This is a genomic window from Streptosporangium sp. NBC_01639 (assembly GCF_045209755.1).
Taxonomy (GTDB): domain Bacteria; phylum Actinomycetota; class Actinomycetes; order Streptosporangiales; family Streptosporangiaceae; genus Streptosporangium.
Genome location: NZ_CP109272.1, coordinates 8,739,459 through 8,752,737 on the forward strand (window position 1 = coordinate 8,739,459; position 13,279 = coordinate 8,752,737).

Annotated in this window: 16 protein-coding genes; 8 read left to right on the top strand and 8 right to left on the bottom strand. The window is 68.7% G+C overall.

All coding sequences use genetic code 11. The features are described 5' to 3' along the window. Positions 1 to 34: 34 nt before the first annotated feature. A complete protein-coding gene (locus OHA77_RS39660) occupies positions 35 to 904 on the top strand; it encodes an LLM class flavin-dependent oxidoreductase (protein ID WP_406314489.1) in 870 nt (289 codons plus the stop codon). After that, positions 901 to 1,326: a nucleoside deaminase gene (locus tag OHA77_RS39665; RefSeq protein WP_406314491.1), complete on the top strand. Its 426-nt coding sequence runs from the start codon at positions 901 to 903 to the stop codon at positions 1,324 to 1,326. The genes OHA77_RS39660 and OHA77_RS39665 overlap by 4 nt, the downstream gene beginning before the upstream one ends. 221 nt (positions 1,327 to 1,547) lie before the next feature. Here OHA77_RS39665 and OHA77_RS39670 read toward each other — a convergent pair whose 3' ends face one another. Continuing rightward, a complete protein-coding gene (locus OHA77_RS39670) occupies positions 1,548 to 2,858 on the bottom strand; it encodes an MFS transporter (RefSeq protein WP_406314493.1) in 1,311 nt (436 codons plus the stop codon). A gap of 83 nt (positions 2,859 to 2,941) precedes the next feature. On the opposite strand from OHA77_RS39670, the gene OHA77_RS39675 reads away from it, so the two are divergent. The 5 genes from OHA77_RS39675 (at position 2,942) to OHA77_RS39695 (ending at position 6,049) form a co-directional block, all read left to right on the top strand. Continuing rightward, complete coding sequence (locus OHA77_RS39675; RefSeq protein ID WP_406314495.1) at positions 2,942 to 3,286, top strand: ArsR/SmtB family transcription factor; 345 nt, start codon at positions 2,942 to 2,944, stop codon at positions 3,284 to 3,286. Between the two features lie 122 nt (positions 3,287 to 3,408). Next, positions 3,409 to 3,669, top strand: a complete 261-nt coding sequence (locus OHA77_RS39680) for a hypothetical protein (RefSeq protein WP_406314497.1) — start codon at positions 3,409 to 3,411, stop codon at positions 3,667 to 3,669. 8 nt (positions 3,670 to 3,677) lie between these two features. Then, positions 3,678 to 4,301: a TetR/AcrR family transcriptional regulator gene (locus tag OHA77_RS39685; protein WP_406314499.1), complete on the top strand. Its 624-nt coding sequence runs from the start codon at positions 3,678 to 3,680 to the stop codon at positions 4,299 to 4,301. Positions 4,302 to 5,287: 986 nt separating this feature from the next. Further along, the gene (locus OHA77_RS39690) at positions 5,288 to 5,746 is read left to right on the top strand and encodes a hypothetical protein (RefSeq protein ID WP_406314501.1); all 459 of its coding nucleotides are present in this window, start codon (positions 5,288 to 5,290) and stop codon (positions 5,744 to 5,746) included. Positions 5,747 to 5,845: 99 nt separating this feature from the next. Next, positions 5,846 to 6,049: a DUF4326 domain-containing protein gene (locus OHA77_RS39695; RefSeq protein WP_406319956.1), complete on the top strand. Its 204-nt coding sequence runs from the start codon at positions 5,846 to 5,848 to the stop codon at positions 6,047 to 6,049. 186 nt (positions 6,050 to 6,235) lie between these two features. Here the strand turns inward: OHA77_RS39695 and OHA77_RS39700 are convergent, their stop codons facing one another. The 7 genes from OHA77_RS39700 to OHA77_RS39730 all read right to left on the bottom strand — a co-directional run bounded on the left by OHA77_RS39700 (position 6,236) and on the right by OHA77_RS39730 (position 12,512). Next, positions 6,236 to 6,628, bottom strand: a complete 393-nt coding sequence (locus OHA77_RS39700) for a tautomerase family protein (protein WP_406314502.1) — start codon at positions 6,626 to 6,628, stop codon at positions 6,236 to 6,238. Between the two features lie 151 nt (positions 6,629 to 6,779). Then, a complete protein-coding gene (locus tag OHA77_RS39705; RefSeq protein WP_406314504.1) occupies positions 6,780 to 7,352 on the bottom strand; it encodes a TetR/AcrR family transcriptional regulator in 573 nt (190 codons plus the stop codon). 600 nt (positions 7,353 to 7,952) lie between these two features. Then, on the bottom strand, positions 7,953 to 9,371 hold the full coding sequence (locus OHA77_RS39710) for an MFS transporter (protein WP_406314506.1): 1,419 nt from the start codon (positions 9,369 to 9,371) through the stop codon (positions 7,953 to 7,955). A gap of 66 nt (positions 9,372 to 9,437) precedes the next feature. Further along, entirely contained in the window at positions 9,438 to 9,911 is a 474-nt protein-coding gene (locus OHA77_RS39715; RefSeq protein WP_406314508.1) for a nuclear transport factor 2 family protein, read from the bottom strand. A gap of 55 nt (positions 9,912 to 9,966) precedes the next feature. Next, positions 9,967 to 10,854 (bottom strand): alpha/beta hydrolase, encoded by an 888-nt coding sequence (locus OHA77_RS39720; RefSeq protein WP_406314509.1) that lies wholly within the window; start codon positions 10,852 to 10,854, stop codon positions 9,967 to 9,969. Positions 10,855 to 11,006: 152 nt separating this feature from the next. Then, positions 11,007 to 11,672 (bottom strand): TetR/AcrR family transcriptional regulator, encoded by a 666-nt coding sequence (locus tag OHA77_RS39725; RefSeq protein ID WP_406314511.1) that lies wholly within the window; start codon positions 11,670 to 11,672, stop codon positions 11,007 to 11,009. Between the two features lie 258 nt (positions 11,673 to 11,930). Continuing rightward, entirely contained in the window at positions 11,931 to 12,512 is a 582-nt protein-coding gene (locus OHA77_RS39730) for a TetR/AcrR family transcriptional regulator (protein WP_406314513.1), read from the bottom strand. A gap of 156 nt (positions 12,513 to 12,668) precedes the next feature. Here OHA77_RS39730 and OHA77_RS39735 point away from each other — a divergent pair, with 156 nt between their 5' ends. Continuing rightward, on the top strand, positions 12,669 to 13,274 hold the full coding sequence (locus OHA77_RS39735; protein ID WP_406319957.1) for a CatB-related O-acetyltransferase: 606 nt from the start codon (positions 12,669 to 12,671) through the stop codon (positions 13,272 to 13,274). The last annotated feature ends 5 nt before the right edge of the window (positions 13,275 to 13,279 follow it).

Consider the following 13,279-nt stretch of genomic DNA (forward strand, 5'->3'; position numbering starts at 1 on the left):
CCGGTCGCTGGTGCGTGCTGGATAGCATGAACTGGTGCAAATAGGAGTAAACGTCCCGAACTTCGGCCCGGGCACCGATCCCGGCGTGCTGCGCGACTGGGCGCAGACCGTGGAGGGTCTGGGTTTCGACCTGCTGATGGTCTCCGACCATGTCGCGGTGACGCCCGATGTCGCCAAGCAGTATCCGGCGCCTTTCTACGAACCCTTCACCACCCTGTCCTGGCTGGCCGGCATCACCCATCGGGTCCGGCTGGGGACCACGGTGCTCATCGTGCCGTACCGGCATCCGTTGCTGGTCGCCCGTATGGCGGCCAACCTCAACCAGCTCAGCGGGGGACGGCTGGTTCTTGGTGTGGGCGTCGGCTGGGCCCGGCAGGAGTTCGACGCGCTCGGCGTCCCGTTCCAGCAGCGCGGGAAGCTGACCGACGATCACCTGCAGGCGATCCGCGCCGCCTGGGACGACGACGAGGACTACCGTAGCGGGCAGATTCCGTTCTGGATCGGTGGCAACAGCGACGCCGGCATACGCCGGGCGGTACGGCTCGGCGAGGCGTGGCATCCGCTGCGGTGCACCCTTCCCTGGCTGCGTGAGGCGCCGGGACGGGTGAAGGCCATTGCCGATGAGCAGCGCCGGCCGGTGCCCGCCTTCGTTCCCCGCATCGCTCTGCGACTCACCGACTCACCGGTCACCGGCCCCGAGCGGCTCGCCGGCGAGGGCACGATCGAGCAGGTCCTCGACGACCTCGAACAACTGCGCCTGCTGGGTGCGGACACGGTCGTGCTCGACCCGTTCAACGGCGATCCCCGCGAGACCTGTCACCCGCAGGTGGCATGGCAGGCGCTCGCGACCGTGGCCGCCCACCGAGACCTGGACACGCATCACACACAGACGGAGCGACAGTGACACACGACGACGAGAACTTTCTCCGCAGGGCCATCGACCTTGCCGCCAAGGCTCGGGCGACTGGAGACGCGCCATTCGGATCACTGCTGGTAGGCCCGGACGGCAGTGTGCTCGCCGAAGAGCACAACACGGTTCTGTCCGACGCCGACATCAGCGCCCACCCCGAGCTGAAGCTGGCCAAATGGGCAGCCCGCGAACTCGACCCCGCCACGGCGGCCGCCACCACCATGTACACCAGCTGCCAGCCCTGCGGCATGTGCGCGGGCGCCATCGAGCGATCCGGCCTCGGCGGCGTCGTGTTCGCCCTCTCCACCGAACAGCTCACCGGCCTCAAGCCGCCCGCCGCCGCTGCCGATGTGCGCCAGGAGGGCCCAGCGCTGTTCGACGAGGCGCGGATCCCCGTTGAGGGTTACTACCGCTGATCCCCCGCAGCCGGAAGGTCCCGGGTGGCGGAGCGGCCGACGACCGCCCCGCCACCAGGAACCCTCGGTGAGCAGACCGCCCAGCAGGATCCCGCGGCCCGAGCCGGTACCGGCTGGTGTCCCCCGTAGGCCTGACCGGCGTGGCTGCCTTCGCGCAGGGCTGCGGCGGTGACCTCGCCGATGCCGGCCGCGAGGAGGTGGAGAGTGGCCGTGGCCCGGCGTCAGTTGGCAGCGGTATCGATGGGAGCCGACGCCGCGGCGGCAGAAGCACGGCGATGCACTCGGGTGAGGACAAACAGCATCACCACGCAGAGCACGGCGACGACGGCGGCGAAGCACTGTACGGCGGCGAGAAGTCCGACAACGGTGGCGAGGAAGCCGACGCCGATGACCGGCAGGCCGACGCCGAGGTAGATGATCACGTAGAAGCTGGACAGGACGCCGGCATGGCGATCGGCTGGGGTGGCCTGGTTGACCGCGGTGAGGCCGCCGAGGAACGCAAGTCCCTGGCCGATGCCGCCGATCACGGTTGCGAGAAGCAGCAATGGCAGCGAGGACAGACCGCCCGCGAGGGCCAGCAGTACCAGTCCGGCGGCCAGGAGGGGGAGGCCAACCAGCTCCAGGATCCGGGCCCGCTTGCCGTAGCCGAGGAGTTGGGCGAGCGCGGAGCAGAGCAGCATCAGTGCCACGGCTGCACCACCCAGAAGCAGGTTCTTACTGCCTGAGAGAGTGGCGACGTAAGTGGGGATGAGGGCGAGGAAGAGCCCGACCACGGCGAACGCGAGAAAGCTCGCCGTCCCGCTGGTCGCGAAGGTGGCCCGCATCGAGGCGGGGATCTCGGAGCGGCGGGGGCGCCACCGGGCTCTTGAAGATGCCGTCGGCAGCGCCATGATGGCGGCCGCCGCCGGAACCAGCAGCACGATCTCCACCGCGAACGGCAGGACATCCGGTGCCGGGGCGTACTGGGCGAGCAGCCCGGCCAGCACGGGCCCGAGGCCGAGGCCGCCCACGGAAGCCATGGTGGACACCAGCGCCGCCTTGCGGCGGTTACCGGTCGGTTCCAGCTCCGTCAGCGCCGCGGTCAACGGCCCCGAGGCCGCGCCGAGCGCCAAGCCCTGCAGGACACGGGCGGCGAACAGCCACCCGGTGCCCGCTGCCAGGGCGAAGACCAGCGATCCCAGCGCGGCCAGTGCCACCGCGGGCAGCAGCACGCCGCGGCGGCCGACCACATCCGACAGCGGACCGGCTACCAGCAGTGAAGGGATCAGCACGGCCGCGTATGCGGCGAAGATCAGCGTGACGATCAGAGGGGAGAAGCCGAATCTCACCTCATAGCCCCGATACAACGGCGTCGGCAGATTCGTGCCGGTGAGCAGGATCAGCAGAGCGTACGCCGCAGCCCAGAACCTCCACGGCCCCTTTGAAACGGGCGACCCGGCAAGGTCCGTGTCCAGCGGGCCGGAACGTTCCGGACGGTGGTCACGGTGTAGCGGCCGACCGCGGTGCGCGTCAGCGAGGCGATCAAGAGGCATCGGTTCCTCCATGCAATCATGTTCGATTTTTCCGAACATAGCAGATGTTCGGAAACGCCGAACATTTTGGCTACTATGAAGGCATGGCCAGCCGTACCGCGACCGAACTCGTCCATCCCGACCGAACTCGGCTGCGGTTCACCGCCGTGCTGGCCGCCTTGAGCGACCCGGTGCGGCTGGCCATCGTCGCCCGGCTCGCCGACGTCGAACCCGACGGCGAACTGGCGTGCACGACGTTCGCACTTCCAGTCAGCAAGTCCACCCAAAGCGGCCACTTCAAGGTCCTGCGGGAAGCCGGCGTGATCCACCAGAGAGATGAGGGAACCCGGCGGTTGAACCAGCTGCGCCGCGACGCCCTGGACACTCGCTTCCCCGGCCTGCTCGACCTCGCCATCCCGCAGGGGCATGAGGTGCTCGCCGGGTGGTGACCGCAGCCGCGTCGCAGACAAATGCGCTGTCATCTGTGCCGTCCTTGGTCACGGCCTACGGCAGTCTCCTCCCGGAGATGCGTGAAACGGCCCCGTTGTCTGCGGCAGGCAAGGAGGTCCCGTTGGGGACCGTCGTCGAACTCCGATCCGACCCGTTGGAGCTCAGGGCCAAGTCGAGGCACAAGAAGCCGGAGAACGTGAAGCGGTACTTCAAGCCCTTCCCGCAGGCGATGCGCGAGCTCGCCAGCCTGCTCGCCCCGGGGCCGACCGGTGCTGATCAGCGCGCCGCATCCCGTTCGGGGCCGGTGGCACGTTCGTCAATGGCACCCGTATTTAACTGGCTGCCTGGCGAACGTAGTCAACCGGACCGCGATTGGCTATAGTTAGTCAGGTGACTGACTCGAAGAAGGGCGATCGCGTCCCGGTCATTACGAAGCGGGGCAAACGGGAGCGGCTGACGGCCGCCGCAGTGAAAATGCTGCACGAGCAGGGCGTGGAGAAGACAACGCTCGCCGACATCGCGCAGGCGGCCGACGTTCCCGTGGGCAACGTCTACTACTACTTCAAGACCAAGGACGACCTCGTCGAGGCGGCCATCGGCGCACACGCGCAGAGTCTCCAGGCAATGATCACTTCACTTGACGAGCTCACCACCCCGCAGGACCGGCTGAAGACACTCATCGGCGGCTGGGTGCGGCAACGCGATCTCGCCGCCCGGTACGGCTGCCCCACCGGAACCCTGGCCTCGGAGCTCGACAAACGCGCCGGTGGCCTCGACCGCACCGTGGCCGATGTCATGCAGGTCCTGATCGACTGGACCGAGCAACAGTTCCATTCGATGGGCCGAAGTGACTCCCGCGACCTCGCGGTCGCCCTGATCGCCGCCTACCAGGGGATCTCGCTGCTCACCAACACCTTCCGCGACCCCGAGCTCATGGCCCGTGAAGGCGACCGGCTGGCACGCTGGATCGACTCACTCGGTCGGTCGCCAAGAGATCCTGACGACCCTAGATAGATCTTTCCCTCCCCATCGGGCCGGACGTCCCCATCACGCGGTGCCGCGGCACCCCTCGCCCAGGGCGCGCCTTGGCCATACCTGGCCCACATCAGCCAGGTATGCGACCTGGAGCCAAAGGCTGCGGCCGAGCAGGTCACCGACTACTAGGGCGCAGGTCGTGGCCGACACGGTCGTACGCGAACAGTTGGCCACCTTCCTCGTCGATTACCTGTCAGGAAAGGGTCGTGCCGTGGAAGACGCAGAAACCATGATCGGGATCCGTTATGCGGTCCGGTCGGAGTCGGGGCTGGTTCGCACGAGCAATGAGGACACCGCCCATGCCGGCACCCGACTGCTGGCCGTGGCCGACGAGTGCGCGGGCCAGGCGGGAATCTCGCAAGTACGACGGCCATTGACGCGCTCAAGCCGTTGGAGACGGAGGCTGCCTCAGTCTGGATGAGGCCGCCTCACATCCGCAATGCTCGCTGCTGGACCGTGCGCTCACGGGTGCGGGCAGGTCCAAGCCCGATCTGTCGCTGCATACCGCCGTAGCCGGCGATTCCGGGTCCAGCGGCGCAGAGTCGCAGGATGGCGCCTGCCCCGAGCGCGGTCATCGTGGATCGAACGAGTTAGTGGGGAATCCCTGGCGCGTCGAGGTCGCCCGCCGCACCGGTACGGCCCGAGTGTTCGTCATTGGGCACCGCACCCGCCAGGGACAGGTCATCCTTGACGAGACCGGCGGCCAGGTGGCTCTGTCAGCGAGAAGCGGCAGCAGAGATCGCCGAGTTGTGCCAACGCTTCCCGATCTTCGAGTGGAATCTCGGCGAGAAGCGACAGCGCTGGGCCTTCAATGGATCGGGGCGATCGCTCCTCTGATCGCGCAACGGCTAGGGTGTGCTCATGCAACGTATGACCGGTATGTTGATCGGCGCCCTATTCGGGGCAGTATTTGTGATCGCCAACGCCCATGCCCTCTGAACACGGCGATCGCCACTCTGCTACGCGTGGTCGCCGTCCTCGGTCTGTGCGGTGCCATCGTCATCGGCAGGCGGGGAAGAGCGACTCAGACTCAGCCGGCCGCCGGCCGGGGTACGCGAAAGATGTTCGGCCGGGGTTACTGGCTGGTCGTCGTCGCCGAAGTCGTCCTGCTCTTCGGCGGGATCGCGGTGCTCCGCGCCTGGGATCTGCCCGAGCAGACGAACGTCGCCTGGATCGCGGTCGTCGTCGGCGTCCACTTCATCGTGCTGGCCCCGATCTGGAAGCAGATCAGCATCCTCGTGCCCGGTGTGATCCTCACTCTGCTTGGGGTCGCCGGGCTCGTCATGGCGGAGACCTCCGCCGTCGCGTGGGTGCCGATCGTCAGTGGCGTCCTGTCCGGAGTGACGCTTCTGGTGGCCTGTGTCACCTCCGCCTGGTTTGGGATGTCGCGAGCCGCCCAGGGACAGGTCGCCCACCAGGCGTAGAGCCCGTGTACGAGTGCTGTCGGAACTCATCGACACGGCCGGGCCGCTGAGGGAAGCGCTGCCGACTCCGACCGACAAAACCAGTCAGGTCGAGGTCGCATTGCAGCTGCCCCCGAGCAGGCCCACCGAAGCGCCGTAGCCGGATACCGCAACTACCTTGGGAGTCGCCCCGATCTCGTGACCCTCGCCCAGGTCGAGGTCGCCGGCCGAGATCTCGCCTGCCCCTGCTCGCCCGAGATGCCGTGCCACGTTGACCTCTTGCTGGAAGTCGCCGCCGGCCGCCTGTCCGTCTTGGCGAGGTAGCCCGCGGCCGCCGCTCAGCGCCGAGCTCTGCCCCCTGGCCGATCGAGGTTGCAGGGGTGGGACACTGGCGACCTCGCGTAGGTGCTCAACGACGTCAAGGCGGCGCTGGCCGGCTGATCCGCACCGATGGGCTCGGCGATCGGCGCGAGCCCATCGGTGCCGACGGCGTTCATCTGCCGGGACCCCTCATCGGCCGACATCCGCGAACTGCGCCACGCCGTCGCCGAACGACCAGTCGATCGGCTCGTTCTCGGTGATCGTGACGAGTACGTTCCGCGGCTCGGTGCCCGCGTACTCCTTGGCGAGATCGGCGATCCTGCGGTAGAGAGCCTGCTTCTGACCCGCAGTGCGTCCGGAGCGCATGGTGATGGCGACGAACACGATGTCGTCGTCCCGGTGGATGCCGGGGTAGTCGTCGTAGCGGAGCATGTGCTGGGTGCCGTCGTGGCTGGTGAGCACCTGGAACAGGTCGTCTGGCGGGATACCGATGGCATCGACCAGGGCGTCGTGCACGGCCCGGCCCATGGCCTCCAACCGCTTCTCGTCTGCATGGAACGCATCAATACGAACAAAGGGCATCATTTCGTCCTTTCAAGTGATTCGATCAGGAGTTGGTGGCCGACGAGCAGATAGCAGGAGATGAAAACGGCCGGCTCGGTAGCGGTGAGGTCGTCGAAGCGGCGGACCGCTGCGCCCGGAGGCTCGAAGCAGGAAATCCACTTCTCCTGGCTCAGCGGAGGTGTCCGGCAAGCAGGCCGAGCGCGCCGTCAACGGCCTGCGCGTAAGCTTCCGCGTCGCCGGCGGCGCGGGCCAGCACATACCCACCCTGCAGCACCGCGACGAGCGCGGTGGCGGTGGCTGCCGGGTCGGGCGCGGTGTCGAGCTCGCCGTTTTCCCGTGCTTCCGTGAGGACTCCGGCCAGCCGGGTCCGCAGCCAGGTGAAGGTCTCCTCGACCGGACGGCGCAACGCGGGATCGGCCATCACCTCAGGATCCTGGGTGAGACGGCCGACCGGGCAGCCCCGGAGAGCGTCCCGCTCCCGGCGCAGGTAGGCGGTGACACGCTGGACCGGAGTTCCGGGGCCGGAGAACTCCGCCTCCGCGCGGGCCCGCAGTTCCTCGGCACTGCGGGTGATCGCGGCCAGCGCCAGATCGGGTTTGCCGCGAAAGTGGTGATACATGCTGCCCTGGCCCGCCCCGGATCGCTGCTGGATCGCCTTCGGCGAGGTGCCCACGTATCCGCACTCCCACAGCAGTTCTCGGGTGCTCTCGATCAGTCGTTCCCTGGTATCCACGATCGTCACCGTACATACCAGTAGGTACAAATGCAATCCGATGTCTTCGCCCGTCGAATCGGGCCCCCTGTTCTCACGGCGGCCCCGCGGTCGGACCGTCTGTCGGCAATGACCATATGTCGGTTCACTGACCTGCTGGTTAGACGCTTAGCGCTGATACTGGTAAGTAGAATCCCGGGTCCCCGACCTATACCGTCGACGCCAAGTGGGTCGCGCTGCTGGTGTGGCTGGTGCACACCGCCCAAGCGCCGGCACGCGATGATCTCGCCGAGATGTCGTGCAAGCGGATGACGGCCACCAACAAGAAGGCCAAGGCCAAGCTGGAGGAGATCCGCCTGCGGCAGCGGCAGACCTACTGCGCCGCCGCATGCGTCGGGATCGACGTCCACCGGCTACGCCACGCCACCGACACCTCGTTGCGCCAAGCCACCCTTGCCTTCATCTCGGGCCACCGCTCGGGTCGACGCCACCGACTCAAGGTGACTCTGCGTGATCGAACGCGGGTTCTGTTCAGGCGTCCTCTGCTGAGATGGGCAGGGCCCGGAGAGCTTCCCGGCGTGTCATTCGTCGGCCAACCGACGGCTGGATGGCCAGGACCGCGGCAGGGGCTCATGCGTCGATGATCTGGTGCCCGCCCCGCGGCAGCGCCAGTGTCGCGGCCGCCGTCAGCACGAGTCCTGCCGCCGCGATCAGCATGCTCCACCGCATCCCGGCCAGGAACGTGTCCGCCCCCGCCAGCAGCGCACCGAAGACGGCCACCGCGATCGCCCCGCCGACTTGGCGGCCGGTGTTGAGCACAGCGGAGGCGGTGCCTGCCCGTTCCGCAGGCACCGCGTCGAGCAGCATCGCGGTCAACGCCGGCACCGTCAGCGCCCCGCCGAGACCGACCGGCACCATCAGCACCGCCACCGTCCACACATGGGTGTGCGGGCCGACGGTGAGCAGCGCCCCCAGCCCGGCCGTCCCGATCAGTTGCCCCGCCACCATCGGCACCCGGGGGCCGAACCGCGCGGCCAGCCTCGCCGAGGCCAGGTTGACCACGGCGACCAGTGCCGTCATCGGAATGAACATCAGGCCCGCCTGCAGCGCTGACTGCCCGCGCTCCTGCTGCAGGTACAGGCTGAAGATGAACACCCCGCCGTAGTAGGCGGCGTTGAGCATGAAGCCCACCACCAGCGACACCGCCACCACCCGCGAGCGGAACAGCGGCAGCGGAAGCATCGGGTGGGAGCCACGGGCCTGCACGGTGAGGAAGGCGACTGCCGCGGCCGCGGCCACCAGCAGCGACGCCATCACGAGCGGCCGGCCGAAGCCCTCATCGCCGCCCTCGATCACGCCGTAGGTCAGCGCGCCCATCGCGGCCACCGCCGTCACCTGCCCGACCACGTCGAGACGTGCGGGCAACCGGGGTGAAGCGGGCACGCGGGCGAGCAGGGCGAGCGCCAGCAGACCCGCCGGGAGGTTGACGAAGAAAATCCATCGCCAGCCCACGGTGGCGGTGAGCGCGCCGCCGAGCACCGGCCCGGCCGCCACCGCGACCGCGCCGCCCACGGTCCAGACGGCGATCGCCCGCGCCCGCTTCGCCTGGTCGGGGAATCCCTGCCGGACCAGCGCCAAAGACGCCGGCATCATCACCGCCGCCGCGGCCCCCTGCACCAGCCGCGCCGCCACCAGCATCCCGAGCCCGGGCGCGAACCCGCACGCGGCCGATGCCAGCGCGAACAGCACCAGTCCGCCGCCGAAGGCCCGCCGAGCCCCGATGCGGTCGGACAGGGCACCCGCGGAGAGCATCAGGGCGGCGAACATCAGCGTGTATCCGTCCACCACCCACTGCAGGCCGGACATGCCGCCGCCGAGGCTGCGCCCGATGTCCGGCAGCGCGACGGTGACGATCAACGCGTCCAGCGAGATGAGGAAGAAGCCCAGCAGGGCGGCTCCCAGCACCACGGGAGATCCGTCGCGGGACCTCTGCGTCCCGGCGGCCACGACACCGGCGGTTGGGGAGGACTTGAGTAGGGATTTCAGCATCAGGATGCTCCAGTGACGTTCTCAAAGGTGTGCGGCAGGGACCGCCCGGCGGAGCGGTGCGTGCGGTCAGCCTGCCGCCCGGGCGGGCAGGTCCTTGTTGCCGTCGCCCCAGGTCGCCGTCATCACCACCGAGCCGATCAGCCAGCGGCCGCCGACGCGGGTGAGCTCCCAGCGGTAGTCGCCGCCGAGTGTCCACAGCGGAGCCCCATGGGGGGTGGCGAGGCGGTGCGTGGCCTGGAACGACGCGGTGCACACGGCACGGTCCCCGTCGACCTGCACGAGGTGGTTGGCGATCAGGTGCTGGGTGGCGTCGAAGCCACCGAGCGTCGCCGCCCAGGCGTCGGCGATCTCCTGCGGCGTGAGCCGGACCGGTTCGCCGCCGTTGAGGCTGGTGTAGTCGAGGAGCACTTTGTCGGCGAACAGACCGCACAGGAGCGTCCATTCACGGCGGTCCGCGTACACCGCCATCCGAGTGCAGGTCTCGGCGATGTCGATCTTGTCGGACGGGGATGGCGCGGCGGTCTCAAGGGATTCGGACATGGCGCAATGGGCTCCTATCGCAACGATGAAAGGGTGATCTGGAGGTACGGGGATGTCACAGCGTGCGGGCGAAGTGCTCAGCCGCCGCGTCCGCGGCGAAGCCGACCTGGGGTGACTGGTCGTAGAAGTCGAACTGGACACCCTCGGTCCACAGGAATTCCTTGGAACCGGTCAGACCGTGGTGGAAACGACGGGCGCCGTCCGGGATGGCGGCATCCTCGCTGTGCACCAGCAGCACGGGCGCGGTCACCTTCGGTGCGATCGCGATGGCGTCGAAGTCCAGCCATCGGGGCCAGGCCATGACGGCGAACCGATTGGGCCACCGCGGGATCCCGCCCCGCTGGGGATTGAGGTAGAAGTCGATGTCGAAGGGCATGGCGGCGTCCGGGTCGCTGCCGCTGACCACCGGCACGTAGGCGACCTCTCCGGTCTCCTCGTACCTGCGTCGCGCCGCGGCCTTCTTCGCCTCGATGCCCTCGGGGCCGCCGTAGTTCTTCTCGCAGATACGAGAGTCGTGCAGCCACGGGGCCACCAGGGCGAGCGATCCCACCCGGGTGTCCTCGGCGGCGAGGGCACTCACATACATCGCGCCGGCGCACACCCCCAGCGCGCCCAGCGCTCCATCATCCACCGCCGGATGCCCGGCCAGGAAGCCGATCGCCGCCCGGAGGTCTCGGATCTTCAACTCCGGTGACTCGACGTCGCGCGGCTCGCCGCCCGATTCGCCGTATCCGGTGAAATCGAACGACAGCGCCGCGAAGCCTCGCCGGGCCAACTGCTCGGCGTACCGGTCGGCCATCTGCTCCTTGACGCTGGTCCAAGTCCCGGCGACCACGACGCCCGGCACAGGGGCGGCATCAGAACCGGCGTTATCGGGCAGAAAGAGGTGACCGGCGAGCTTTGCCGCATCACCAGCGAAGCTGACCTGTTCTGGTTGGGGCATGTCGAAACTCCTTCAGGGCCGGACGGGATAGGGAACGTCAGCTGCGCGACGGGCAAAGGAGGCCGTCGCGAAGCCTGCGACTGGGGGCGAGCAGCGAGAGTCAGCGCTGTCTCAGAACGAAGCATCCACCTTGAAGAGCCTGGCGACAGGCGCTAGGAGGGGCCGTTCGCGGGCGCGGGGCGGGTGAAGGCGCCCGCGTTGGCGGCGAGGGCCGCGGCCCTGGCCGCCTGGCCCGGCAGGTCCGGGTCGGGCGGCGTGCCTAGCAGCATCATCTCGTGGTAGAGCGGTGCTGTGGCGGTGACGAGCAGTCGTCGCGCGTCGGTGGCCGGCGGCAGTTCGCCACGTCGTACGGCGCGCTCGACGATGACCTCGCAGCGGGCGTAGCGGTCCGCCCACAGCCGCCACAGGCCGCGCGCGGCCTCCTCGGAGCGGAATGAGGCGGCGAGCAGGGCGGCGGCGATCGACGGCTGGTCGGTCAGTGCCGCCAGATTCTCCCGGTTGAGCGCCGCGAGGTCGCCCTCCAGGGAGCCGGTGTCCTCGGGCTGCCAGTCGTCGTCGGCGGTGGCCGCGCAGAGGTCGGCGAGCAGGCCGCCGACGTCCCGCCAGCGCCGGTAAACGGTCGCGCGGTGCACGCCCGCGCGGGCCGCGACGGTGTCCAGGGTGAGCGCGTCGTAGCCGCGTTCGGCCAGTTCAGCGCCGACAGCGTCGAGCACTTGCGCGCGGGTGCGCTCGGTACGGCCGCCCGGGCGGCGGCGGGGCGGCGACAGGGTGGCGGAGGGCTCCGCCCGGCCTCCGGTTTGCTCGGTGGACTGCGTCATGACACCATATTAATGTACAATCTGTCGCATTAAGCAAAACCGGAGAGCAACGTACGTCATGAACAGCCTGATCCCGGCCGACCCGAACGTGGTGCATCCCATGCCTGGGCAGCCGCGGGTGGTGCTGCTCCGGCCGCTGGTCACGTCCCCGTTGATCGAGGTCGGGGAGTTGGGCCGCGGACAGCGTGCACCCCACGCCAGCCGGTCACGCCGCACTCGCCGCGGCCTGGCTGCGCCTGGTCGCGTGACCGAGCCTGCTCACGGGCGGGGCATCATCCCGGCGAAGAGCGCGTCGAGGACGCGGTCGACGTACTCGTGGGTCAGCGGCTCCTGGGTGATCAGGAGCCGGAAGTACAGCGGGCCGGACAGGATCGCCATCGCCAGATCGAGGTCGAAGCCGGGTGACAGCTGGCCCTGGTCGCGGGCCGCCCGCAGCCGGGCGACGGTCTTGTCCCGCTGCGGGGCGATGAAACGCTCGTTGAGCGACGCGGCGACCCGGGGATCGTGCTGCGCCTCGCCGACCAAAGCGTAAAACAAGGGACCGTAGGGCGGGCCGCCCAGCAGATCAACGGCCGCGTAGATCTGTGCGCGCAGGTCGGCGGCGAGATCACCGGTGTCCGGATAGTCCAGGCCGGGCTCGTTCAGCGACAGCAGGGAGTCGAGCAGCAGGGCTCCCTTGGAGGGCCATCGGCGGTAGAGGGTCTGCTTGCTGGCGCCGGCGCGGGCCGCGACCGTTTCCATGCTGAGGTTGGCGTAGCCGATCTCCTGGCCGAGCTCCAGCGTGGTCCGCATGATGGCCTCGGTCCGGTCGGCGCCGCGACGGTGGGGTGTGCGGGTCATGCGGCCACCTTATCGGTACGGAACGTTCCGTACTTGACATCGGCATTCGTACGCCGACATCATCTATCGGTACGGTACGTTCCGTACTGATAAGCCCCTCTTGGAAAGAGCCGATTTGTGATACCAGTTTCCGCCGACCCGACCGTGGTGCACCCGATGCCCGACCAGCCGCGGGTGGTGCTGCTGAAACCGCTGGTCGCCTCGCCGCTGATCGAGGTCGGCGAGTTCTCCTACTACGACGACCCGGACGATCCGACCGCCTTCGAGACCCGCAATGTGCTCTACCACTACGGGCCGGAGAAGCTGGTCATCGGGAAGTTCTGCGCGCTGGGCGAGGGGGTGCGGTTCATCATGAACGGCGCCAACCACCGCATGGACGGCCCCTCGACGTTCCCTTTCCCGATCATGGGCGGCTCCTGGGCCGAGCACTTCGATCTCATCACCGGCCTGCCTGGGCGGGGTGACACCGTGGTGGGCAATGACGTCTGGTTCGGGTACCGGGCCATGGTGATGCCCGGTGTCCGCATCGGCGACGGAGCGATCATCGCCTCCGGCGCCGTCGTCGTCGACGACGTGCCCGACTACGGCATCGTCGGCGGCAACCCGGCCAGGCTCATCCGCCGTCGTCACAGCGATGCCGACATCGACCGCCTGCTGGCCCTGGCCTGGTGGGACTGGCCGCTCCAGCTCATCACCGAACACGTTCGCACGATCATGTCGGGCAGCGTCGGCGACCTGGAGAAGGTGGCGGCCGCGCAGTGAGACCC

Excerpts from the sequence above, each read along its gene's own strand:
- OHA77_RS39700 (WP_406314502.1), bottom strand. The coding sequence starts at position 6,628 with ATGCCCTTTGTTCGTATTGATGCGTTCCATGCAGACGAGAAGCGGTTG.
- OHA77_RS39670 (WP_406314493.1), bottom strand. The coding sequence starts at position 2,858 with ATGCCTCTTGATCGCCTCGCTGACGCGCACCGCGGTCGGCCGCTACAC.
- OHA77_RS39735 (WP_406319957.1), top strand. The coding sequence starts at position 12,669 with ATGCCCGACCAGCCGCGGGTGGTGCTGCTGAAACCGCTGGTCGCCTCG.
- OHA77_RS39675 (WP_406314495.1), top strand. The coding sequence starts at position 2,942 with ATGGCCAGCCGTACCGCGACCGAACTCGTCCATCCCGACCGAACTCGG.
- OHA77_RS39710 (WP_406314506.1), bottom strand. The coding sequence starts at position 9,371 with ATGCTGAAATCCCTACTCAAGTCCTCCCCAACCGCCGGTGTCGTGGCC.
- OHA77_RS39715 (WP_406314508.1), bottom strand. The coding sequence starts at position 9,911 with ATGTCCGAATCCCTTGAGACCGCCGCGCCATCCCCGTCCGACAAGATC.
- OHA77_RS39725 (WP_406314511.1), bottom strand. The coding sequence starts at position 11,672 with ATGACGCAGTCCACCGAGCAAACCGGAGGCCGGGCGGAGCCCTCCGCC.
- OHA77_RS39720 (WP_406314509.1), bottom strand. The coding sequence starts at position 10,854 with ATGCCCCAACCAGAACAGGTCAGCTTCGCTGGTGATGCGGCAAAGCTC.
- OHA77_RS39730 (WP_406314513.1), bottom strand. The coding sequence starts at position 12,512 with ATGACCCGCACACCCCACCGTCGCGGCGCCGACCGGACCGAGGCCATC.